This window comes from Shewanella schlegeliana (assembly GCF_016765635.1).
Taxonomy (GTDB): Bacteria; Pseudomonadota; Gammaproteobacteria; order Enterobacterales; family Shewanellaceae; genus Shewanella; species Shewanella schlegeliana.
Map to the genome: position 1 here is coordinate 387270 of NZ_JAESVD010000002.1, position 23246 is coordinate 410515.

16 protein-coding genes are annotated in these 23246 nt (G+C 47.1%); 6 read left to right on the forward strand and 10 right to left on the reverse strand.

Annotation, left to right across the window (positions count from 1 at the left end; translation table 11 throughout):
* Positions 1–30 precede the first annotated feature (30 nt).
* From JMA39_RS04745 to nagB, 3 genes are all read right to left on the reverse strand, one after another.
* Complete coding sequence (locus tag JMA39_RS04745; protein ID WP_202720671.1) at positions 31–348, reverse strand: cupin domain-containing protein; 318 nt, start codon at positions 346–348, stop codon at positions 31–33.
* Positions 349–419: 71 nt separating this feature from the next.
* On the reverse strand, positions 420–1091 hold the full coding sequence (locus JMA39_RS04750; RefSeq protein ID WP_202720672.1) for a nitroreductase family protein: 672 nt from the start codon (positions 1089–1091) through the stop codon (positions 420–422).
* A gap of 241 nt (positions 1092–1332) precedes the next feature.
* The gene (gene nagB, locus JMA39_RS04755) at positions 1333–2124 is read right to left on the reverse strand and encodes a glucosamine-6-phosphate deaminase (protein WP_202720673.1); all 792 of its coding nucleotides are present in this window, start codon (positions 2122–2124) and stop codon (positions 1333–1335) included.
* A gap of 175 nt (positions 2125–2299) precedes the next feature.
* On the opposite strand from nagB, the gene JMA39_RS04760 reads away from it, so the two are divergent.
* Positions 2300–2896, forward strand: a complete 597-nt coding sequence (locus JMA39_RS04760; RefSeq protein WP_202720674.1) for a pseudouridine synthase — start codon at positions 2300–2302, stop codon at positions 2894–2896.
* Between the two features lie 31 nt (positions 2897–2927).
* Here JMA39_RS04760 and JMA39_RS04765 read toward each other — a convergent pair whose 3' ends face one another.
* The 3 genes from JMA39_RS04765 to prfB all read right to left on the reverse strand — a co-directional run bounded on the left by JMA39_RS04765 (position 2928) and on the right by prfB (position 8705).
* Positions 2928–5387 carry a putative bifunctional diguanylate cyclase/phosphodiesterase gene (locus JMA39_RS04765; protein ID WP_202720825.1) on the reverse strand — a complete coding sequence of 820 codons (2460 nt, stop codon included), beginning with the start codon at positions 5385–5387 and terminating at the stop codon, positions 2928–2930.
* A gap of 701 nt (positions 5388–6088) precedes the next feature.
* Positions 6089–7594 carry a lysine--tRNA ligase gene (gene lysS / locus JMA39_RS04770; RefSeq protein WP_202720675.1) on the reverse strand — a complete coding sequence of 502 codons (1506 nt, stop codon included), beginning with the start codon at positions 7592–7594 and terminating at the stop codon, positions 6089–6091.
* Positions 7595–7606: 12 nt separating this feature from the next.
* A protein-coding gene (gene prfB / locus JMA39_RS04775) for a peptide chain release factor 2 (RefSeq protein ID WP_202720676.1) occupies positions 7607–8705 on the reverse strand; the annotation gives its coding sequence in 2 pieces (ribosomal slippage) (positions 7607–8629 and positions 8631–8705; 1098 coding nt in all).
* A gap of 327 nt (positions 8706–9032) precedes the next feature.
* Here prfB and JMA39_RS04780 point away from each other — a divergent pair.
* Together JMA39_RS04780 and fdhF are read left to right on the forward strand one after the other, a co-directional pair.
* Complete coding sequence (locus JMA39_RS04780) at positions 9033–10025, forward strand: ion channel (RefSeq protein ID WP_202720677.1); 993 nt, start codon at positions 9033–9035, stop codon at positions 10023–10025.
* Between the two features lie 297 nt (positions 10026–10322).
* Complete coding sequence (gene fdhF, locus JMA39_RS04785; RefSeq protein WP_202720678.1) at positions 10323–14609, forward strand: formate dehydrogenase subunit alpha; 4287 nt, start codon at positions 10323–10325, stop codon at positions 14607–14609.
* A 115-nt stretch (positions 14610–14724) separates the two neighbouring features.
* Here the strand turns inward: fdhF and chrA are convergent, their stop codons facing one another.
* Entirely contained in the window at positions 14725–15903 is a 1179-nt protein-coding gene (gene chrA / locus JMA39_RS04790; RefSeq protein ID WP_202720679.1) for a chromate efflux transporter, read from the reverse strand.
* A gap of 153 nt (positions 15904–16056) precedes the next feature.
* Positions 16057–17232: a glycerol-3-phosphate dehydrogenase/oxidase gene (locus tag JMA39_RS04795; RefSeq protein ID WP_202720680.1), complete on the reverse strand. Its 1176-nt coding sequence runs from the start codon at positions 17230–17232 to the stop codon at positions 16057–16059.
* A gap of 239 nt (positions 17233–17471) precedes the next feature.
* On the opposite strand from JMA39_RS04795, the gene JMA39_RS04800 reads away from it, so the two are divergent.
* The 3 genes from JMA39_RS04800 (at position 17472) to JMA39_RS04810 (ending at position 20274) form a co-directional block, all read left to right on the forward strand.
* Positions 17472–17885, forward strand: coding sequence for a hypothetical protein (locus JMA39_RS04800; RefSeq protein ID WP_202720681.1), 414 nt, complete (start codon positions 17472–17474; stop codon positions 17883–17885).
* Positions 17886–18240: 355 nt separating this feature from the next.
* The gene (locus tag JMA39_RS04805; RefSeq protein ID WP_202720682.1) at positions 18241–19665 is read left to right on the forward strand and encodes a thioredoxin domain-containing protein; all 1425 of its coding nucleotides are present in this window, start codon (positions 18241–18243) and stop codon (positions 19663–19665) included.
* 411 nt (positions 19666–20076) lie between these two features.
* Complete coding sequence (locus JMA39_RS04810) at positions 20077–20274, forward strand: cytoplasmic protein (protein ID WP_202720683.1); 198 nt, start codon at positions 20077–20079, stop codon at positions 20272–20274.
* On the opposite strand, the gene JMA39_RS04815 is transcribed toward JMA39_RS04810, so the two are convergent.
* Both JMA39_RS04815 and ahpF read right to left on the reverse strand, forming a co-directional pair.
* Positions 20271–21416, reverse strand: a complete 1146-nt coding sequence (locus JMA39_RS04815) for a GGDEF domain-containing protein (RefSeq protein ID WP_202720684.1) — start codon at positions 21414–21416, stop codon at positions 20271–20273. The genes JMA39_RS04810 and JMA39_RS04815 overlap by 4 nt on opposite strands.
* Positions 21417–21557: 141 nt before the next feature.
* The gene (ahpF, locus tag JMA39_RS04820) at positions 21558–23132 is read right to left on the reverse strand and encodes an alkyl hydroperoxide reductase subunit F (protein ID WP_202720685.1); all 1575 of its coding nucleotides are present in this window, start codon (positions 23130–23132) and stop codon (positions 21558–21560) included.
* Positions 23133–23246: the final 114 nt, after the last annotated feature.

Sequence of the window (23246 nt, forward strand, 5' to 3'; positions counted from 1 at the left end):
TATAAAATCAATTTTTGAGCAAATTTGTATTTAGTAGTGAACCGCTAGCCAAATAGTCTCGACCTCTTCACAAGTCCAAGCCACGCGATGTTTTACATGGGCCGGTATATTAAGATACTCCCCCGCGCTTAGCTCAATCACCGCACCATCAATAAATTCCAGCCTAGCTGCGCCCTGCATTACCATCACCCACTCACTGCGATGTTGGTCGTACCATTCCCCTAAAGGCGTGATATGCGCTTTAGAAATGATGCGCTCAATCAGTAGTTCACCTTGCTCAACCAGTGGCTCAAACGCCTCTTCAATTAAGTCTTGTGGTAATGCTTTCAAGATATTGTGCTTTTCCATCGCTGTACTCGGTTCGCTATGCTTAGTTATCTGTGGTTAGTATGGATTTGGCGATTTATACGTTTAGATGCTTATAAAAAAGTGCAGATCTCTTCTAGGGACTTTTTCTGCAGTGCATGCTCAGGCACGGTCGCATCATCACTTGGGTAACCGGCAATAATTAGCATATAGGGGCGCTCATTACTGTTGTCGCGACCGCAGACCTTACTTAGAAATGACATAGGTTTAGGAGTGTGGGTCAAGGTGCCAAGCCCGGCATGATGCAGCGCCTGAATAAGGAAGCCTGTAGCGATACCTACCGACTCATGCACATAATAGTTAGCCTTTTGTTCGCCCTCCTCTTCGCTACGCTTTTGGCTAAAAATCGCGATCAGCCACGGCGCATGCTCAAGGTAAGGTTTATCAGCGTTGGTGCCTAGCGGTTTTAGCGCATCGAGCCACTCCTCCCCGGCACGACCGGCGTAAAAGGCTCGCTCTAATGCTTCGGCCTCATGACGAATTTGCGCCTTTATCTCGGGACTATTGATGGCGACAAAGTGCCAAGGCTGATGGTTGGCACCGTTGGGGGCAGTGCCAGCCGCAAGAATACACTTTTCAATGATCGCTTTAGGGACGGCTCTATCTGAAAACTTACGAATTGAGTGGCGACGCAGCACCTGCTTGTAGTTAGCATCGGCGCGCTCAAGCATCTCAGTTTGCGGGTATTCAATAAAATCATTAAGTGGCTGATGTACTTGAGTCATTGCGAATCCCTTTATTACGTTATTTATAATCCATTTATTAACCTAGTTGGGCGATATCAGTTGCCTCTCACATGGCAACTTAAAATAAACATATTATCAGCCTAATAACAAATACCGATGCGACTATATTTGAATTTAGGGCTTAATCTAAACCTAAGCCGAAAAATAACTAAACGTAAGTTTAAAAGTAAAAAGACAAGCTAAGCTTGTCTTTTTAAAATGAATACTAGCCTGCGTAAACCTACAAGCCTAACCTTGCCATCAGCTTTTGGTTCTCGGCTTCGATATGCTTATAAAAGTCTCGGTCCGATAACTTAGACGCTGCAGCTTCGTCAATCACCAGCACCGCATCTTGATGTAATTGCAGTGCAGATGCAGGGCAAGCTGCGGTAAGCGGCCCTTCAACGGTTGCTTTAATGGCATCAGCCTTATTCTCACCCGTCGCGAGTAATACTACTTTCTTAGCATCCAAGATGGTGCCAATGCCCATGGTAATCGATAGGTGTGGCTGGTACTCACCCGCCTCAAAGAAACGCGCATTATCATCGATGGTCGCCTTGGTTAAGGTCTTCACTCGAGTACGAGACATCAGCCCAGATGATGGCTCGTTAAAGCCGATATGACCATTACGACCGATGCCAAGCAGCTGAATATCGATGCCGCCTGCGGACTTAATCTTATCTTCATACCCCTGACAAGCGGCAATCGGATTAGCGGCATCACCTGGTGGCACGAAGGTCTTGCTCTTATCGATATCAATATGATCGAACAGCTGCTCGTTCATAAAGTAGCGGTAACTTTGCGGATGCGTCCCCTCAAGACCTAGGTATTCATCTAGATTAAATGTGGTGACATTCTTAAAAGCGATCAGCTTGGCCTTGTTTGCCTCAATCAGCCCCTGATAGAGCGACACCGGAGTCGATCCTGTGGCTAACCCCAATACCGAATCAGCCTTTTTCTGCAGCTGTTTAATAAAAATGTTGGCGCCGTATTCAGCAACAGAGGCACTGTCTTTTAATATTACGATTTGCATAAACTTGATCCAATATGTGTTAGTGGCAGTTAACCATGTAACATAACTATAACCTCAAATGACAACGCTGTCATTAGCTATTATTTAGACAAGGGTATCGAAGCAGAAGCAAACACTCGCTCAAGTGCCATCGATTCAGGCTATAATTGCGCGCCATTATTAAAGGAACACAAGCATGTCAGAAACGGGTTTACCGGCAGAGCAAACGCATTTTCACTATGTGATTTATAAGCCCTACCGATATTTAAGTCAGTTTGTACCAGAAACCCGTAAGAGCAAACCACTACTTGGTGAGCTGTTCGATTTCCCAGATAAAACCATGGCGATTGGCCGACTGGATCATGACTCCGAAGGTCTATTATTGCTCACAACCGATGGTATGCAGAGTCACCTTATTCGTAGTAAAACCATTGAAAAAGAATACTATGTACAGGTTGATGGCGAAGTCAGTGAAGCGCAGCTTTCATTGCTACGACAAGGGGTGGAAATTGGAATTAGCGGTGGTAAATACCTAACCTTGCCTTGCAAGGTTGAGCAATTAGCTCCAGAACCTAACCTGCCGGAGCGCGGAAGAAAGGTGCGCGATGCTCGTCACGGTCCCACAAGCTGGCTTTCAGTCACCATAGGTGAAGGTAAAAATCGTCAAGTGAGAAAGATGACCGCAGCGGTAGGCTTACCAACCTTAAGGCTGGTTAGAGTCAGAATTGGGAATATTCGTCTTAAGCAGATGAAACCTGGCGAGGTAATACCTATCAGCAACTTTGCTATCTAAACACAGAGCCGCTGCGAGTCTGACTAAGTGATTAACCGTGCGGCGAACAATGCAAAAATGCTGTCAGCTCTTCAACCAGTTTAGGCTTGCTGTAAAAATAGCCCTGTGCATGATCACACAGATTATCTTTTAAGAAATCGGCTTGCTGCTGCGTCTCCACTCCTTCAGCAACCACTTTTAGATTCAAGGCATGCCCCATAGCAATAATCGCCTTAGCTATCGCGGTATTGTGGGTATCGAAAGGCAAGCCCGCAATGAAGGACTGGTCGATTTTAAGCTTATGGATCGGCAGTTTTTTAAGGTAGCTTAAAGACGAGTATCCAGTACCAAAGTCATCGATCGATAACTCGACCCCCATCAGCCCTAGTTTAGCTAAATCTTGGCTTACAAGCTCAGGCTCTGACATCATGCAACTTTCCGTCACCTCGAGCTCTAAACTACTGGCAGGCAAGCCGGTTTGTTTAAGGATCTCTGCAACTTCATCGACAAAACTGCTGCGCTGAATTTGCTGACCAGCAACATTCACTGCGATTCGACCAAAACTAACACCTTGTTCACGCCAACGCTGCCCCTGTTCACAAGCACGCTTTAACACCCAGCGGCCAATATCTTGAATGAGGCCAATTTTTTCTGCCAATGGAATAAAGATAGCAGGAGAAATAGAGCCAAAAACAGGATCGTCCCAACGCAGTAAGGCCTCAAACCCCACCACTTGGCCAGTGTTAAAACAGATCTTTGGCTGATACACCAGATGCAAAGCATTGAGCTCTATGGCGTCATGGAGTGCACTCTGTAATTTAAGTTTAGCGACAGACTCTTGATTCAGAGACTCGGTATAGAAGGCACAATTATTACGGCCATCTTGCTTAGCTCTATGCATCGCGACTTCTGCATTAACCAGTAATCCGCTGCAATCCTCAGCATCATCGGGATAAATAGCCACCCCCATGCTCGACGTGAGGCGCGCCTGACCATACTCGCCTAAGATAAAAGGCTGGTCGAACACCTTACGCAAATTGTTAATCTGCAGCAGTAGGGTATCGTTACTGTCAATATTGGGTAGGATCACCGCAAACTCATCACTACCTAATCGCGCAGCGGTAACTAAGTCACCTAAGGTCAGACTAAAACGGCGACTCAGCTCAAGTAGAACCTCATCACCAACTGGGTGGCCATAGCTTTCATTGATCTGCTTAAAGAGATCGACATCGATATAGACCAACCCAAGACGGGTATTGCAGTGTCCCGCCTGCTTCAACTCCTGTTCTAAGCTGGTATTAAGCGCCATACGATTAGGCAGCTTAGTCAACGGGTCGTGAAATGCGACCTTAGCAAGCTCGGCTTCACTCTGTTTTTGTGCAGAGATATCGTTAAATACTGCGACAAAATATTGGATCAGATGCTCATCATCATAAACCGCACTGATATTAAGCAGCTGTGGAAAGATAGCGCCGCTCTTACGGCGATTCCAGATCTCACCGTGCCACTTGCCTTTGCTAAGCAAGTCGCGCCACATTGTGGTAAAAAAGGCTTTCTCATGACGTCCAGAGTTAAGTACTCGCGGGTTTAGCCCTAACAGCTCCTCTTTCGTGTAACCTGTAATCTTGCTAAAGGCACCATGAGCATTGACAATCGTTCCATCGACATCGGTAATAATCACGCCCTCTACCGAGTTTTCGAAGACTCTCGAAGCCAGTTCAAGCTGATCTTTTGCCGCTTTATGTGAAGAGATATTACGTGAGATCCCAATCACCCCAGTGAGCTCACCGTCGTTATCGATGACAGGCACTTTAGTCGTTTCGAGCCAAGAGTCGACATCACCGATATCTAAGCCCTCACATTCACCAGCACTGACTTGAACTCCTTGTCGAATAGATTCGATATCACTGGCAATAAAATGCTTAGCCAAGCGTGGTTCAAATAGCTCATCATCGGTGAAGTTCAGGATCTGCTCTCGAGGGCGATTCCACGCAAGCTCTACACTGTGATTGACCATCATGTAGCGGCCAGATACATCTTTCACCCAGACATGCTCTTTCATGCAATCGATGAAGTCCTGCAAACTTATCAGGCTAGTCTGATGACTCACATCACGCATACAATTTTGGTCGCGCTTAAATTGGCGATAAATCTGAGCTAAGTCCAGCTCTATGCTATCGGCAAAAACTTTCAATAACCGTCGAAGTTCAGCTTGTTGAGCTGGAAAAGAGTGAGCCGGAATGTCGGTCGGGGGACAGATACAGAGATAGCCGAACAGAGCACCTGCTGGCCAGTTGATTGGCAACAAACATTGAATACCGCTGTCGAGTTCAACTAGCGTTTCGCTATCATCAGACAATTGGGTAGAATCGCAGCGATAAACCTGCTCCCGAGTCAATTGCAGCTTCTCGAGTCGCTCAAGAGTAATATTGGCATAACTGATAGGAACAAACTTATCCGTCTGCTCTACCTGTAATAACGCGGTCCCGCACTGGGCTATTCGTGCCAGCATATCGATAGATTGCTGCCATTCACCCCGTTGTGCTTGCGTTATTATGATATCAATCAACTCTATGTCCTATTAATCTTTCCACTGTAATTCAAAAAGTATTCTGTCAATTGTGCCAGTATCGATGGTGATAAAGTGTAAAACACACTCTTTTCACATGAAAATATCAAAAACAGGCTTAACCTTAGTATTTAAGACTAAAAATATAAAGATTCACCCTAGATAAAATTGCAGAAAATCGGCACGAGACAAAATGGCAATAACTTTACTAGATAATGACTTTTCTAGCCCCGTACCTAGCGCGTTAATCTAACATTTATACCAATAAAATCATAGACATTAGCGATATCCCATCTCATTTATCACTCGTTCTCGCCCCACACTATACCATTAGAGGTATGTATTAGTTTTCACCTATATATTAAATAGGGAAAGTTTTAGCCTAGCGCGAAACTAAATCAAGATTAACTCAATTAACAACAACGAATATAACTAAACTAAACTAAACTCTAGCAACCCGACAAAATACAGGGAATCGACTTTGATTTACTTGATAAAAATCATATCTCGTGAGATTAATCTTTCTACTATTTAGATAAATGCATCTCTGTCACAGAAATGCATAATTTGAAATTGTGACATAAAAAAACCAGCCTAGTGGCTGGTTTTTTAAGTCTTGTAGATAAGCACCTACATTCCAGAGATTAGTTAGCCTGTGGGCGCATCGCTGGGAATAAGATCACGTCACGAATGGTGTGCGTGTTAGTGAATAGCATCACTAGACGGTCGATACCAATACCTTGACCCGCTGTTGGCGGTAAGCCGTGCTCTAGGGCTGTGATGTAGTCAGCATCGTAGAACATCGCTTCGTCATCACCCGCGTCTTTTGCATCAACCTGCGCCTTGAAACGGCTATCTTGATCTTCAGCATCGTTAAGCTCAGAGAAACCGTTAGCCACTTCACGGCCACCGATAAAGAACTCGAAACGGTCAGTGATGAAATGGTTTTCGTCATTACGGCGCGCTAGTGGAGAGATATCCGCTGGGTAGCCAGTAATGAAAGTAGGTTGCATTAGCTTAGGCTCAGCAGTCTCACCGAAGATCTCTTCAAGTAACTGACCACAAGTCCAGAACTTCTCAACTGTCATGCCTAGGCTCTTAGCCAAGTCACGCATAAACTCAACATCTTTAACTTCTTCGTAAGTCATAGACTGGATTGTTGCGTTGTCTGGGTTGTACTTCTTGATTGCATCCAACATGCTCAAACGTGCATATGGGCCACCAAAATCAACGACGTGCTCGCCATATGGAAGCTGTGGAGAACCACAAAGTTCAGTGGCGATAGAACTTAGCATCTCTTCAGTCAGATCCATCAGATCTTTATAGTCAGCATACGCCATATAGAATTCCATCATGGTGAATTCTGGGTTATGACGTGGTGATAGACCTTCGTTACGGAAGTTACGGTTGATTTCGAATACGCGCTCAAAACCACCAACCACTAGACGCTTAAGGTATAGCTCAGGAGCAATACGTAGATACATAGCGATATCTAGCGCATTGTGATGCGTCTCGAATGGGCGTGCTGAAGCGCCACCAGGGATGCTGTGCATCATTGGCGTTTCAACTTCCATAAACTCTTTCTTCACCATGAAGTTACGAATAGCCGAAACGACTTTAGAACGCATGATAAAGGCTTCACGAGACTCTTCGTTAACGATCAAGTCAATATAACGCTGACGGTAGCGAGTCTCTTGGTCTGTTAGACCGTGGAACTTCTCTGGAAGCGGACGCAGTGCCTTAGTGAGCAACTGGTACTCTTCCATGTTCACATATAGGTCGCCCTTACCAGAAAGGTGTAGTTGACCCGTCACACCGATGATGTCACCGATATCTAGACCTTGGAATTTCTCTTTAAGATCTTTTTGAACGTCTTTACCCGCGTAAGCCTGGATACGACCACTCACATCTTGAATCACTAAGAATGGACCACGCTTAGCCATTACACGACCAGCGATTGAACGCTGAATACCCATGCCTTCAAGCTCTTCTTTGGTGTTATTACCAAATTCAGCTTGAATGTCTGCCGCTTTGTGTTTTCGATCGAAGTTGTTCGGGTGACCGTTTGCAGGGCAGTTCGTACGGATGTGCTCTAATTTTGCACGACGTTCTGCAATTAACTTGTTCTCGTCTTGGGTTTGTTCAGTCATCTTCTTCTCTCGTTAAAGGCCAGATTTCAGGCTAGCTTCAATAAACTTGTCCAGATCGCCATCTAAAACGCTCTGGGTATTTCGGTTTTCAACGCCGGTACGTAGATCTTTGATACGCGCGTCATCGAGCACGTATGAACGGATCTGACTGCCCCAGCCAATATCTGACTTGGCATCTTCGGCGGCTTGCTTGTCGGCATTCTGCTTAAGCATCTCGAGCTCATACAGCTTTGCTTTTAACTGTTTCATGGCCGAATCACGGTTTTTATGCTGTGAACGGTCATTCTGACATTGCACCACAGTGTTGGTCGGTAAGTGAGTAATACGAATTGCCGACTCAGTTTTGTTAACGTGCTGACCACCCGCGCCTGACGCACGGTAGGTGTCAATTCTTAAGTCCGATGGATTAATATCAATCTCAATCGAATCATCAATTTCTGGGTAAACGAATACCGAACAGAAAGAGGTGTGACGTTTGCCCGATGAGTCAAATGGAGACTTACGCACTAAACGGTGTACACCGGTTTCAGTACGTAGTGAACCAAATGCATATTCACCAGTAAACTTCACTGTTGCGCCTTTAATACCCGCAACATCACCCGCAGTAACTTCAATCAGCTCTGGCTTATAGTCATGGGCTTCACCCCAACGCAAGAACATACGCAGAACCATATTGGCCCAATCTTGTGCTTCTGTTCCGCCTGAACCCGATTGAATATCTAAATAACAATCTGACGCATCATGTGGTTTAGAGAACATGCGACGGAACTCAAGTTCCTCAAGGCGTTTCTCTAGCCCTTGTAATTCCTCAGCGGCATCATTGAAGGTTTCTTCATCGTCTTCTTCAACGGCAAGTTCGAGTAATCCCTCGATATCTTCTAGGCCACTGTCCATATCGTCGATAGTCTTCACTACCGCTTCAAGTGCTGCACGCTCCTTGCCTAGGGCTTGGGCGTTTTCTGGATCGTTCCAAACTTCAGAGCTTTCAAGCTCTCGGCTGACTTCTTCTAGACGCTCACTCTTGGCATCGTAGTCAAAGATACCCCCGAAGAAGGTCGGTACGGTCGGCGAGCTCCTTGATTTTGAATTTAACTGGATTTACTTCAAACATGATTTAATCAACTTTTAATTACTAAGCGTTATCTGCCAAAAGCATTAATGCTTAAGTTACTACGAATGGAAAACCCGCTATTTTAACCCATGCTTTGTTTGAAACCTAGCGCCAAAAGCGTACAAAATAGCAATTTTATTCATCAAACATTGCTCAATGGCTAAAAACTTAAATTTCCATCACAAACAAACCGAGAAACTGCGACCAAATGCATTAGCAAATAACGACGCCGCTCTAGGTGAAATCTGCAGCTTTGGTTAAGGCTGGCTATACTCAGTAATATCCAGACTCAATATTAGCCAGCTACTTTGATGGTCGACGCGATTTATGCCAACAGAAAACCAGCCTGCCAACCTCTGTCGTTACCATGAAAACAATCAACATACCTGCCGAGAAGTCGCTGGGAAATCGGGCCTTTGCTACTGGCATGATCCACAAATCATAAAGAATAATCCCGAGGATATTCATAATCTTGAAGAGTTTGCCCGTAAGGGAGGTCAACTTAGAGGTATCAGCCTAAACCATGCAAACCTTGCCAACATAGACCTCGTGCGTCACCAGCAAAAGGTTGGCTTCGATATGAGCAATGCCGAACTCTACCGCGCCGATTTAAGCGGCGCCCACCTGTTTAATATCAAGCTTAAAAATGCCAGTCTGATGAAGGCCGATCTGCGCGATGCCACAGTGCACTGCGCCAATCTAAGTGGCTGCAATCTGCTTGGAGTTAAATGGTTAGGCGCTAAAATTGAAAATATGCATGTTGGAAACACCCTGCGTCAGGAGCACTTAGCTCACGAAGCGAAAAAAGTCAGAGATAATGACAGGGCTATGGATTATTTAGAGCAGGCCGAAGAGATCTACCGCGATCTGCGCAAAGCCGCCGATAGAGAGGGGCTGTTCGCCATGTCTGGCCAATATATTCGTAAAGAGCTCACCATGCGCCGCTATCAGATGCCAAGGTACTGCCTTAAGCGCATCATTTCTAAAGCGATCGATCTATTTTGCGGCTACGGTGAGGCACCGTTAAGGGTGGTGGGCTTCTCATTGATCCTCATTCTTATCTGCGCCGTGCTCTACTTCTTTGCCGGATTGCAGTATGGCGGTCAGTTGCAGGCATTTAATCTAAGCCAAGATCTCGCCAGCAATATCATGTTGTTTTTCAACTGCATTTACTACTCGGTCGTCACCTTTACTACCCTAGGCTATGGCGACTTCACCCCAATCGGTTTCTCACGAGCCATCGCCGCCTTCGAGGCTTTTACTGGCAGTTTTACTATCGCGCTATTCGTGGTGGTATTTGTCAAGAAGATGACTCGATAAGCCTCTGATAATCCATTTAAAACTCCTCCCTAACACCTCCCTCTACCCACACAAGGATCTAGATCACAGATTAGACCAGCCACAATAATTATTGCGCACACTTCAGGCATCACCTGTGAGCGGATTAGCAATTTTAGTTAAAACTTAAGCTGCATTATCAGCGTAAAAAAAGGCCGCAGGTATACTCAGAGAAATAAGATTTCGCCTAGTCCGTCTCCGTGAGTGCAGCTCTTACGTCAAGGTCATCGACCCCAACGCTTAGTGCCAGCAGTGACCCTATAAATAAAGGCCCATGCGATGAAACAAATAATAATTGATGGCAAGTCCTTAGTAGCCAATCAGCAAGATACCCTACTAGACGTCGCGCTCAATGCCGACATAGCAATTCCTAACCTATGTAAGAGCAAAGCCAGCTCTTTAGTGCATGACAGCAAACAAAACTGCAACCTTTGCCATGTAGAGCTAGTCGGCAGCGATAACAGCATCACTAATGTCCGCGCCTGTGAGACGCGAGTTGCCGACATCACAGAACAAAATATTCAAGTCATCACTCAGTCGGCCGCCCTCAGCAAACAGCGTAAAGCTGCGCTGCAAGTCATTTTGTCCGATCATTTCGCCGACTGTGAAGCCCCTTGTCAAACCGCCTGTCCTGCTGGCGTTGACGTGCAATCTTACCTGTACCATATCGCCCAAGGTGACCATAGTGAAGCGGTTAAAGTCATTAAGCAGACCTTACCCTTACCACTATCTATTGGCCGTGTCTGTCCCGCCTTTTGTGAGTCAGAGTGTCGCCGAGGGCTCATCGATGAGCCAGTCGCCATTCGCCAATTAAAGCGCCACGCCGCCGACTTAGATCTCGATGATGCCAACCCTTATGTACCGCCCAAGGCGCCTGCGACCAATAAGAAAGTCGCCATCATAGGCAGTGGCCCAGCTGGTATTTCAGCGGGTTATTACCTGTCTAACAATGGCCACGATGTCACCATATTCGAGTCAATGCCAAAGGCTGGCGGCTGGCTAAGATACGGTATTCCAGAGTATCGCTTACCGAAGGCGATTCTCGACAAAGAGATCGAACTTCTGTGCAAGAATGGTCTCAATATTGAAACCGATACTCGCCTTGGTCGTGATATTCATCTCAACGGCTTAATCGAAGATTTTGATGCGGTCTGTTTAGCCATTGGTGCGCAAAAAGCGGTACCAATGAACTACCCTGGTATCGAGCTTGATGGTTGTTACTTAGGTGTCGACTACCTAAAAGATTACTGTACCGATAAGCAATACCAGACCGGCAAAAAAGTGGCGGTGATCGGTGGTGGTAACACCGCAATTGACTGCGCGCGCACCGCAAAACGTGACGGCGCCGATGTAACATTAATCTACCGTCGTACTCGTGACGAGATGCCCGCTGAAGACTATGAAATTCACGAAGCGGAGCAGGAAGGCATTAAGTTCCACTTCCTGACCAATCCGATTGAAAACCATAGTGATGAAAACGGCCGCGTTACCAGCGTCACTTTTGAGGTCATGGCGCTTGGTGAACCCGATAGCTCGGGCCGTCGCAGCCCAACACCGACAGGGGAAACCTTTGTCGAAGCGTTCGACACCGTCATTCCAGCCGTATCACAAACCCCTGATATGGAGTTTCTAGATCACCCTCGGAGCCAGCTAGCGACAGGTGCCGTGGCCCTTACCCGCTGGAATACTTTTGAAGGTTGTGAGCACACCATGTCTGCGGGTCAATCTGCAGGGCTCGATAAACTGTTTGTGATTGGCGACTCACGCACCGGGCCTGCAACTGCCGTTGCAGCCGTGGCCGATGGCCGTAAGGCTGCCGATGCCATCGAAAAGCTATTGTCTCAAGGTCTCACCTGTGAGCTAGTCAAACAGCCATTTAACTCGACTAAGGCGGCTAAGACCAGCGCGCTTAAATCGTTTAAAGCCGATGCGCTATACCCAGAAACGGCAGTGCAGGCTCGCAGCAAAATGCCAGAACTGAACGAACTGCAACGGGCATTAAATTTTAGTGAAGTCGAGCTCGGCTTTGCCGCCGATGAAGCGATGAAAGAAGCGGCGCGCTGTCTCGAGTGCGCCTGTCAGGCCAACACAGATTGTAAGCTACGTGACTATGCTACCGAATATAAGGTTAAGGCCAGCGAGCTCGATATCAGTCATGCGCAACACTTTAGCGTCGATGATAGTGCGCCATTTATCACCTTCGATGCGAATCGCTGCATTAGCTGCGGTGCCTGTGTTGAGATCTGTAACGGCGCTAGCGGTCATAACGCGATCTCCTTTGCTAAAGATCACTACCAAGCGATTCCAATCTCTTGTGACAGCTCATGTGACAGTCATGAGCGCAAAGCACCACGTGTCGGCTTTAGCGCCAGCATGAATGACAGCGATTGTGTGCAATGCGGTAACTGCGTACAAGTCTGTCCAACTGGCGCACTGGTGGATGCTCGCGATAAGACTCAAGGCTTAACAGCCGCACAGAAGGCACCGCTTAAAACCGTGTCGACCATCTGTACCTATTGCGGTATTGGTTGTCGCATCAACATGCATGTGGATAAGCAGAAGAATCAGATCCTGCATATCAGTGGCGATAGCACATCGCCAGTTAACGAAGGCATGCTATGCGTCAAAGGCCGCTTCGGTTTCGACTTTGTTGGTAGCGATAAGCGCCTAACCACACCACTCATTCGTAAAGAGGGTGAATTGGTTCCAGCCAGTTGGGATGAAGCAATCTCAGTGATAGCTAAGCGCTTTACAGAGATCAAACAGGCCCATGGCAATCAAGCGATTGCCGGGCTATCTTCGGCGAAAGCCACTAACGAAGATAACTTCGTTTTCCAAAAGTTCTTCCGCAGCGTGCTGGGTAATAACAACATCGACCACTGCGCCCGTCTTTGTCACGCATCGACCGTGACTGCGCTTCGCGAAAGCCTAGGCAGCGGTGCGATGACTAACGATATTCCGAGTATCAAAGATAGCGATCTTATCTTTATCCTTGGCTCGGATACCGAGAGTGCCCACCCAATTATCGCCTCTCGTATCAAGCAGGCCATTAGAGAACATGGCGCACGCTTGATTGTTGCCGATCCTAAGCGTGTCTCCATTGCCGATAAGGCCCAGCTTTATGTTGCGCAAAGACCCGGCTCAGATGTGATGCTGCTTAACGCGATTATGCAGCAGATCATCAAAAATGACTGGCATGACTTAGATTACATTCAGTCTAGAGTCGAAGGTTTCAGTCAACTCTATGATGAGGTGATGAGCACCGATTACAGCCCTGAAAATGCCGCGCTAATTACCGGTGTGAATGCCAAAGATATTATCGAGATGGCACGCCTTATCGGCACAGCAGAGAAAACCGCCATCTACTATGCGATGGGCGTGACTCAGCATACTTCAGGGCACGATAACGTCACCGCGATATCAAACCTGCAGTTACTGTGCGGCAATATCGGTGTTAAAGGCGCAGGGATTAACCCACTGCGTGGCCAGAGTAACGTACAGGGCGCTTGTGATATGGGCGCACTACCAAACTACTTCAGCGGCTACCAGAAGTTGAGTGATCCATTAGTACAGATGCGTTTCCGTGAGGCTTGGGGCAAGGATGATCTTTGCGCCGATATCGGTTTCTCGGCCACCGAGATGATGCACGCCCTCAGTCATGGCGAACTCAAAGGTTTGTATGTCATGGGTGAAAACCCAGTGCTGAGCGATCCAGACCAAAAGCATGTACTGCAAGGCTTAGCCGCTGCAGAGTTTGTGGTGGTGCAGGATATCTTCTTAACCGAAACCGCCGAGCTGGCTGACGTTGTACTGCCGGCTGCCGCCTTTGCTGAAAAGCTAGGGCATTTTACCAATACAGAGCGCCGCGTACAGCAGCTATTGCCTGCAGTGACTCCGCCAGGACTGGCTAAGAATGATTGGCAGATTATTCAACTTATCGCAAGCCAAATGGGTGAGGAGTGGGGTTATCAGAGCGAGAAACAGATCTGGCATGAGATCACCCAAGTCACACCTCAGTATCGCGGTATAACTTGGAAGGTAATCGATAGCCTAACAGAAAATGGTCGACTAGGCCTGCAGTGGCCATGCCCAGCAGAAGGTCACCCTGGCACGCCGATTCTGCATAGCAATCAGTTTACTCACGGCAAGGGTAAGATGCGTGCGGTGCACTATCGTTTACCAGCAGAGATGCCATGTGACGAATACCCGCTGATCCTGTCGACTGGCCGTTTGTTGGAGCAGTTCCATACAGGCACCATGACTCGTAAAACCGAAGGTCTTAACCAACTTGGTAGTGCCAAGGTGATGATCTCGGTATTTGATGCTGAGAAGCTTGGGGTCAATAACGGCGACATGTTAAAGCTCAGTACTCGCCGCGGCGAGATTGAGATCCAAGCCTTTGTGACCAAACGTGCTCAAGCCGGGGTGCTGTTCCTGCCGTTCCACTTTGCTGAATCGGCGGCCAACAAACTCACCAACAACGCGCTTGATCCAGTGGCGAAAATTCCAGAGTTTAAGGTGTGTGCGGTCAAAGCTGAAAAAGTAGCTGAAGCAGTATTAGCCTAAACACCATCGGCAGCTCCCAGCAGCAGGCAGGCTAGAACAACAAGGCCGTAAGCGATAACGCTTACGGCCTTTTTATTACACAACATAAGTAGGTTAAGTTACTGGCGAAAATGAGTTAACCGATAAAAGCCCCAACCAGCGCACCGGTTACGCCAAAGCCTGCCACTAAGATAAAGATATTCGGCTTAAAAATCTTGAACAGACCAAAACCTAGCACCACTAACGCCATATCCAGCGGTGATAGCACCGCACTAATAAATATAGGGTTATACAGCGCCGCTAATAAGAAGCCCACCACGCAGGCATTGACGCCCGCAATTGCGCCTGTCACTTGTGGCCTTGCACTAATGGCATGCCAGCTCTTTAACGCCACCAGCATGAGTAGAAAGCCCGGTAAAAAGATAGCAAGCGTTGCCACTAAGGCGCCAATAAGCGGTTGCTGCACCCAGATCTCTGCACCTAAAAACGCCGCCAAGGCAAACATAGGCCCAGGTACCGCTTGAGCTAGGGCATAGCCTGTTAAGAACTGATCGTTGCTTATCGCATCCCCAACACTCGATTGCAGCAGAGGCAGCACCACATGACCGCCACCAAATACCATGCTGCCGACTTGGTAGAACTGGCTAAATAGCTCTGTTAAATTTGTAATCCCCGTCTGCTTAGTCAGCGTTATCATCACAAGCGACGCCAGCAATAGCCCCACAAATAAGCTTAAGTAAAAGAGATTGAGCTTCACTCTCTCTGTCGCAACCTCTGCAGTATGCTCTCGCTCACCAGACAAATAGTGACGTCCCACAAGCGCTGCGGCAATCAGCAAACCAAATTGCATCAACATCGAAGGCTGCAGCAGGATAATGACACAGCTCATCACCATCAATAGCTTGGCTTGTTTACGCTGACAAAACTGTTTGAACATGATCCAGATAGCATCTGCGACTACCACCACAGCCAAGAGTTTTAGGCCGTGAATGATCCCCTGAGTAAACGAGTAATCTAGCCATTGGCTGCTGGTGACGGCAAGCAGAAACAATAAGATAAAAGAGGGAAGCGTGAAGCCTAGAAACGCTGCGATGCCACCTAAAAGACCACCGCGATGATAACCGATGGCGAAGCCTACTTGGCTCGAGCCTGGCCCTGGCATAAATTGGCTCAGCGCCACTAAGCTGCCGTAGTGTTTATCATCGAGCCACTTAAGCTCCTGCACAAAAGTCTGCCTAAAGTAACCAATATGCGCCGCCGGCCCCCCAAATGAGACTAAGCCGAGGGAGAAGAAACGAAGAAAAATTTGAAACATAATCATCCACAAATAAAAACTAAAACTAAGCACTAAACAGTAAACACTAAAACTCAAACGAATATATTAAAGCTAAGCGCCCCAAAAAATGATACGAGCAATAGTATGACATTTAGGTTACAGATTAATGAAAGCTCATCACTCAAAGCGAGGTTAATCTAAAAATAGTTGCTCAAAATCAGCTAGGTTCTGCCGCTTACCAATAGTGCCTTCTAGCCATTCACATACTTCATTTGCGGTGGTTCGATAGGTTGTCAGCTTACCACCATAAAGGCTCAATAGGTTCGGATGACTAGGTTGGATTTGATGAACCGTGTCTCGTGGGCGATCAAAGGCACTTCCAGTTAACTTAGGTAACACCCTTACTCCACAAAAGCTATCAACAACCCGTGACTTAAGGGATGCAAGATCACCAAAGCAGGAAAAGTAATGGCGATAGATCCCCAGTAGGTATTCAACCTCCTCGGCGGTCACACTCGGTTTTGCCGTCAGCGATGACAGAATCGTTTCGGTGGTTCCGATAAGCGTTTTACCCTTCCAAGGCATCACAAAAATAACTCGTTTGTCAAAGCAAGACTCCAGATAGATGATGCCATCATTGGCAGGGATATCGAGCAGCAGATGGCTGCCCTGTACCCACTCAATTGGCAGCGAAGCAATTGGCGGAAACACGGTATCCAGCACTTGGTTAACCCAAGGCCCAGCAGCATTGACCACTGCCAACGCCTCAATCTTCTGTTCTGTGCCTGCGTATTGGTAACGCACCACACAATGACCCTGCTTGTGCTCAATATTGGTACAGTCAGCATACTCAATCACATCGGCTCCCAAGGAGCGTGCATTCTTAATCACAGCTTGGGTCAGCAACATATCGTCAGTTTGTGCATCCCAATATTGGTATACAGCTTTCAACCCGCTGAGTTTTAATCCTTTTATTTTCGACCAATACACAGCGGGAACCGATTTAAACTGTCCCAGAGCATCAAAATCACTCAGCATGGCATACAGGCTTAGTCCGGCTCTAATCGCCCATGGACTGCGCCGACTATTGTCATAAACAGGGATGTAAAACGGGATCGGGTTTACTAGAGAGGGAGCGAGTTTAAGCAGGGCTTTTCTCTCGGCCAGAGACTTTCTTACTAAGGGCAGCTGGCCAGATTCGAGATAGCGCAGACCACCGTGGATAAGTTTACTGGAGTTAGCCGACGTCTGCCCTGCAATGGTCTCTTTCTCTAACAGCAATACGCTGTAGCCAGCAGCAGCCGCACACTGAGCGATACCCGCCCCATTGATCCCCCCACCAATGACTAGAAGATCGACCGTCTTCATTTTTGCTCCTTGAGTGGATTGCTCACTCATTGCTATGCATAGCCCAATAATCGCACCATGATGAACAGGGTAAACTACGCCGCAAATATCTTCTACAGCCGCGAAGAATGCAGTTCATCATTAGAACATTTAATCTAAAGGTGATTGTATTTCCTCTAGTAATAGCATAAATTTTCGCATAATGGAGCTGCGATAAACTGCTCTTGAGGATGATTTTAAAGTTAGCAAGGAAGTACGGTATGAAGTGGATAGCTGCAGTTTGTTTATTATTTGCCACAAGCACGATGGCACAATGTGATAATAACACTCACATTATCGATATTGTTTACCCTAAAAATAGCTCCTACTTCGATTCACAGTACAGCTCACAGCTAGATCAACTAACCAAGAATACGCAGCAAAATACAGGTTACTTACTGCTCGAATTCAAGGTCAACCAGACTCAATCGACCAAGGAAGCTCGAGAATACAATAAGTGGCTAGCACAAAGACGGATCGAGAGAGTTAAAGTCTACCTTAACGACGCAGCTTACCCGGCTCCAGTGATCTCTCGTCTGCTGACGGCGAGTACCGAAAAAAATCGTAGTGTATCGGTGATCTGGTGTCCCGATGAAAGTGAACAAGGGGTAAGAGTCGCCAGCAAGAATGAATAAGCATTCAATGCTCTAGCCTAACTCTGGCTCTACTCTTAGTGATGAGTGAAGCCACAAGCCATCGGCACCCCAGCTAAACACAGCCGCAAACCTCATCTCAAGTACTCGCATAAGCCTAGGATATTAATAGATCTAATATCGATAGATGTAATTTAACCTTATCTAAACTACGCAGTTATAACTTTCAGCAAAAGTTTAACTTTCTTGCAAAAAATTAGTTGTAGTTCCCAAAAGTAAATTATTCGAGATTTCACCTGCAAAAACAAAACATTAATTTAGCTATTGCTAAGCATTAAAGTAGAGTATTAGTAACAAACACGCTTAATTCATGGCTATTACGTCTGCCGGAGTTCGCATGCCTAAGTCAATTATTCTCTTTATTGCCCTTTTATTATCTAGCCTCTCTCTACCCAGTTTTGCCGCTACTGAAACCACAGCGTCTAACAATCTATGGCATTACACCAATGCTCAGGGAGAGCTTAAGGTTAAACTGTATTTCTTCTGGTCTAAGACCTGTCCTCACTGCGCCGAGGCTCACCCCTTTATCGATAGCCTACCCGAGCGCTACCCCTGGATAGAGGTTGAAGATCATATGATCACCGCGCCAGACACCATGGCGGTGTGGCAAGAAGTCGCTAAACAGACCGGAACCGAAGCACGCTCGGTCCCCTACTTTGCCAGTGGCGAAAAAGCCGTTGTCGGCTACACCAGTCAGGCCGTGTCTGGTGAGTTTTTAGTACAGCGCTTAAAGTCATACTATGTTTCACTCGGTGGCAAGTTAGCCCCAGAGGTTGAAGGCGATTACAGCACAACCCCAATGGCTGGCGGAATGTTTCAAACCTGTAATGAGAGTGGTAGCGAAAGTGACGCCGAGGGCACCTGTGGCCTAGGCTTAGATACTGGCAGCGAGCTTGCCAGCTCAGATGTACAACCGGTTGAGATCCCACTTGTGGGTGTGGTCCACCCAGAGCAGATGTCACTGCCACTACTGACTGTCGTACTGGCGGGTGTCGATGCCTTCAACCCTTGTGCCTTCTTCGTCTTGCTATTCCTGCTCTCTATCATGGTTAACGCTAAGAGCCGTGCTCGCATGCTGATTGTGGGCGGGATATTCGTGTTCTTCTCAGGCTTTATCTACTTCATCTTTATGAGTGCATGGCTCAATATCTTCCAGCTTCTAGGCGCAGGTAGCGATGGTGGCTGGATTATTCTCGGGGCGGGCATGCTGGCGCTCGTTGCCGGAGCCATCAACATCAAAGACTACTTCTTTACCAAGGGAGAGGTCACCCTGTCGATGTCGGCAGAAAATCGCACAGGCCTGATTAAACGCATGGGTAAGCTAACGAGTGCCAGCAGCATGACCGCCATGATTGCCGGTACTGTGGTGCTATCAATCTTAGCCAATGCCTATGAGTTGCTGTGCACCGCAGGCTTCCCAATGATCTATACCAGCGTATTGTCGATGCATGACTTAGAGACCTTCGAGCGCTACATGTATCTGGTGATGTACAACGTGGTTTATGTCATCCCGCTTGCGGCTATCGTTATCGCCTTCAGTGTATCACTTGGTAAACGTAAACTGACCGAGAAAGAGGGTCAGACCCTTAAGCTGATGTCAGGCATCATGATGATGGGACTCGGTGGTATGTTAGCCATTGACCCAACTGCGCTGCAGAATGTGGCCTTAGCGATCGGCCTTATCTTAAGCTCTATCGTGTTAACTGTGATTATTACCCTTATCCGTAAGAGTATTGAGAAGGCTCAAACCGCAAAGTCATAGCCTTAATTAATCAAGGCCTTAGCTTATGATTAAGCTAAGGCCTTCGTTTTCTAAAATAAAGACCTAGATCCTAGGACGCTTCGCTGCGAGGACGGGCTGCGCCCTATTAGGAAAATCAAAAGCTGAAAGCACCGTCTTTGCTCTTCCTAGAACCTAGAACCAGCTCTTCCTCGAACCTTCTTTGCCTTTCCGTAAGCGCAGCGTTCCGTAAGTGACGCAGCCACGTTCCCTAGGCCGCAGGCCGTCCGGATCTTATCGTCTTTGCTTTTCCGTCTCAGCCCGTTCCTAGAACCTAGCACCTTCTTTTCCGTCTTAGCTTTTAAACCCGATACAATCTGTAACACGACAATCCTCAAGCCATGATGGGCCACGCCGATAACTGAATAACATTACTAATTAATTGAGCGAAATATGGCTGTTACTATCTCTAGTGCGAATCTGCAACCAAACATGAGTCATGGCGATGTAGGTGTGAAAGTGGCGCAACTTGCTAAAGAGCAACAAGAAGTTCAAGGTGATATTGCACTGCAATTGATCAATGCTGCGGCTCCTGAAGCGGCGAAGGCGCCTGTGGGAAATACAGGCCACAACATTAATACCACAGCCTAAACTGCTGCCTTGTTCACCGCCGATAGCGTCTGTGCACAGTAACGATCTCTGCCTGCAGACTTAGCTTGATATAACAGACTATCGGCGACCTCAAGTAACTGGACAGGTTCCATCTCCTCATGCCACTGCGCAATGCCCTGAGAGACGGTTATAAAGTCTGATACTCCTGAGCTTGGGTGCGCAAGCTCGGCGGCTGCTATTGCCCGTTTAATCTTTTCGGCGACCTGAATTGCACCGCTTAAATCGGTATCGGGAAGCGCGATGACAAACTCCTCTCCACCGTAGCGGGCAACCAGATCCCTTGGCCGTTCCAGTGCACTATTTAATACCCCTGCCACCTTCTTTAAATATGTATCCCCCACTTGATGGCCCAGCCTGTCATTAAGCGGCTTAAAGAAGTCCACATCGACCATGATGATAGATAACGGCTGCAGAGTTCGAAGTGATGCTTTGATCTCTTGAATTAACACATCATCGAAGTGACGACGATTACTGATATTAGTCAAACCATCGATTAAAGCTAAACGCTTAAACTGCTGTAATAGCTTCTTTTTCTCGATACTTCGAGTAACCGCCTTAAAGAACCAGCCTGAAATAATCTTCTGCCCAGACCAGACTATACCCAAAAAGCAGAGAAACTTAGTGATAGGGTAGATAGGTGTCTCGGAATATTGATTGAAATGATAGATGCTGCCAAAGGTTAGAAAAGGCAAGATCCCTATCAGCATTAGATTACGATTGGGAAATAACGCTAACGCAAACACCAGCACGAGTACATCGGCTAAAGATTCTATGCCCTGCATCGCGATACCCGATAGCGAGTCTAAGCCCATAAGTAGGTAACACCATGAAACAAGAAGCAGGCCTAAATAGAGGTAAGCCTGTCTGCGGCCAACTCGATAAAGCCCAAAGAGTTTAATCACCACAATCCCTGACACAAGCGTTAAGGCCAGCGGGAACTGCTTTAGCCAAAGCAATTCGGTTTCGAAATACTCACGATCAAAGTAATAGGCGTTGAGCATGACCACAAGCAGCAATACAGAGCTAACATATGTCGCCCAAACTAAGCCGCGCTTGATGATAATGAAGGTTTCACTCTTCAACTGCGCTTGATATTGATGTGACTTCAGATCTTGCTCCATTATGGCTAAACGAGTAAACCGACTTTTCCCATTGATTAAAACATAGCGCTCAGCACTCTGCATCCACATATATTAAGATTAAGATTAATTTAAAACTAAAAAAAGCCAGCTGCTGCTGGCTTTATATTAAGAATTTGTCGCTTAGGCTGCAATATTGCCGCAGCTCGAGTCGTCCACATTGTGACGAATTAAGTAATCAAATGCCCCGAGTGATGCCGTTGCGCCGCTGCCCATGGCGATAATGATCTGTTTATAGGCTGAGTTGGTCACATCGCCTGCGGCAAAAATTCCGGGGACAGAGGTCTCGCCCTTCGCATCGACAATGATCTCGCCACGTGCCGTCATATCGATGGTATCTTTTAGCCACTCAGAGTTTGGCACTAGACCTATCTGCACAAATATTCCGGCAAGCTCAACATGATGGTTTTCACCTGTGGCTCTATCGGTATAGTTAAGTCCGTTAACACGCTTACCATCGCCAGTCACCTCAGTGGTCATCGCCTCGGTAATGATGTCGATATTACCCATAGATTTGGCTTTACGCTGCAGCACTTCATCGGCGCGCAAGCTCTTATCGAACTCAAGTACGGTTACGTGCTCAACGATGTTAGCCAAGTCGATTGCCGCTTCAATGCCCGAGTTACCACCGCCGATAACGGCAACACGCTTACCTTTAAACAAGGGACCGTCACAATGTGGGCAATATGCCACGCCGCTACCACGGTATTCCTGCTCACCCGGTACGTTCATTTCACGCCAGCGTGCACCAGTGGCTAACAATACGGTCTTACTACGCAGTACGGCACCATTTTCCAGTTCCAGCTCAAATAGCTCACCAGACTTTAGGCTCAACGCACGCTGGTTATTCATGATATCGACATCATACTCATGTACGTGGGCTTCTAGGTTAGCCACCAGCTTAGGACCTTCTGTTGCCTTGACTGAGATAAAGTTTTCGATACCCACTGTCTCAGCGACCTGACCGCCAAACTTGTCAGCAACAATACCTGTACGCAGACCTTTACGTGCCGCATAAATGGCTGCCGATGCGCCCGCTGGGCCGCCGCCAACCACTAGCACTTCAAAAGGCTCTTTCTCATTGAGTTGCTCGGCTTTTCGACCTGCCGCATTGACATCAAGCTTATTTAAGATCTCAACCGTGCTGATGGCACCCATAGAGAACTGCTCGCCATTTAGATACACAGAGGGTACCGCCATGATATTGCGCTCGTTCACTTCATCTTGGAACAGTGAGCCATCAATCATCACGTTGGTGATATTTGGATTAATCGCCGCCATCATGTTCAGCGCCTGAACCACCTCAGGACAGGTCTGACAGCTTAGGGATACATAAGTCTCGAAGCGATATTCACCCGGTAACTGACGGATCTGCTCAATCACATCGGCTTCCAACTTGATTGGGTGGCCGCCACTATGTAACAGCGCAAGCACCAAAGAGGTAAACTCGTGCCCCATAGGTAGACCCGCAAAAGTGATTTGACTGTTCAATTGTGGGTTAATCACCGACATAGAAGGAGTGCGCTCACCCACTCGCTCTGTGACTGATATGAGTGAAGACAAGCTATCAATATCTGCAGCAAGTGACTTTAACTCTTGGGCTTTTTTACTGTCATCGGCAGATACAACAAGCTCAACTGGATGTTTGAGGTTCTGCAAATAGGTGTTCAGTTGATTCTTTACGTTTGCATCTAACATGATGACTCCTAAGTATCTTAAAGCGAATCTGAAATCCGTGTCTTACAGGCAGCATTAACCCTCAGCGCATGCCTAGCACTCGAGATAAAAATAAAAAATGGTATAGAGAATAAA